Source organism: Streptomyces sp. S6, from assembly GCF_054880855.1.
In genome coordinates this window covers 1-949 of the sequence record NZ_JBTYMC010000688.1, presented here as the reverse complement: position 1 = coordinate 949, position 949 = coordinate 1, and the positions used below count along the sequence as shown (strand labels likewise).

Sequence of the window (949 nt, the reverse complement as noted above, 5' to 3'; positions counted from 1 at the left end):
GAGGGTGACGGAGTGGATGCGGCGCAGGGCGTCGAAGAAGACGGCCTCGTCGCGGCGGGGGTCTCGCCGCAGGCGCGCGGGGAGTCGCTGACGGTGGAGGAGTTCGCGCGGATCGCGGAGAACAAGGGGGCGGCGCTGCCGGAGACCCCTAGTACCCCTAGTACCCCTAGTACCCCTGAAGCAGACGCCCCCGAGGAGTCCGCGTGACCGTCACCGTCCGCGTCCCCGCCAAGGTCAACGTCCAGCTCGCCGTCGCCGCCCCCCGCCCCGACGGCTTCCACGACCTGGCGAACGTCTTCCTCGCGGTCGGCCTGTACGACGAGGTCACCGTCACCCCCGCCGACGAACTCCGCGTCACCTGCGAGGGCCCCGACGCCGACCAGGTCCCCCTGGACCGCACGAACCTCGCCGCGCGGGCCGCGATCGCGCTCGCGGAGAGGTACGGGCACGCTCCCGACGTCCACATCCACATCGCGAAGGACATCCCGGTCGCCGGCGGCATGGCGGGCGGGAGTGCGGACGGCGCCGGTGCGCTGGTCGCGTGCGACGCGCTGTGGGGGACGGGGGCGTCTCGCGCCGAACTGCTCGACATCTGCGCCGAGTTGGGGAGCGACGTCCCCTTCAGCCTCGTCGGTGGCGCGGCGCTCGGCGTCGGGCGGGGTGAGCTGCTGACGCCGCTGGAGGTGGGCGGCGACTTCCACTGGGTGTTCGCCACAGCCGTCCACGGGCTGTCGACGCCCGCCGTGTACCGGGAGTTCGACCGGCTGACGGCGGGGACGGTCGTCCCCGAGCCCGTCGCGTCCCCGGAGCTGCTGGCCGCGCTCGCGAAGGGGGACGTCGAGGCGCTGGCCGCGAGCGTGTCGAACGACCTCCAGCCGGCCGCGCTCTCGCTCTTCCCGGAGCTGAGCCGGACCCTCGACGCGGGCCGCGCGGCCGGCGCGCTCGCGGC

General features: G+C 74.6%; 1 protein-coding gene and 1 pseudogene. Both read left to right on the top strand.

All coding sequences use genetic code 11. The annotated features are described in order from the left end of the window. A pseudogene (locus ACVNF4_RS36465) lies at positions 1 to 207 on the top strand (hypothetical protein); the annotation flags it as partial. Then, positions 204 to 949, top strand: a 746-nt coding sequence (locus tag ACVNF4_RS36460; protein WP_461807097.1) for a 4-(cytidine 5'-diphospho)-2-C-methyl-D-erythritol kinase, incomplete at its 3' end; no start/stop codon positions are given. The pseudogene ACVNF4_RS36465 and the gene ACVNF4_RS36460, both read left to right, overlap by 4 nt.